At 46.9% G+C, this 262-nt stretch carries 1 protein-coding gene; it reads right to left on the bottom strand.

The window, feature by feature from the left end; translation table 11 throughout:
• Window positions 1-262 (bottom strand): hypothetical protein (locus SB749_RS19860; protein ID WP_410711819.1); only part of this gene is annotated, 262 nt, incomplete at both ends.

Raw genomic sequence — 262 nt, 5'->3', positions numbered from 1 at the left:
ATGTACTGATATTGGTTCCAGTCACTTTTTGACGTTCTCCAATTGATTTTTAGCCAAGGAGTTTGCTCTGCATCCCGACTCTCCACGTCTACCACGCCACCACTGAAGCCGCTGAACCGAGCCGGAATGTTACTGTCGTACACCGTAACCTTGCCAACCAAAGACTGATTCACAAAAAATGCCTGCGGGTGTCCCTGAACATCATTTATCGACGACGGTGAACGGTTAGATGAGTTCGGATCAATACGTGAATTATTGCTCA

This window comes from Brevibacterium sp. SIMBA_078 (genome assembly GCF_046534565.1).
In the GTDB taxonomy this organism is placed as follows: Bacteria; Actinomycetota; Actinomycetes; order Actinomycetales; family Brevibacteriaceae; genus Brevibacterium.
Note: the sequence above shows the minus strand (reverse complement) of the source record. Positions and strands in the feature narration are given on the sequence as shown.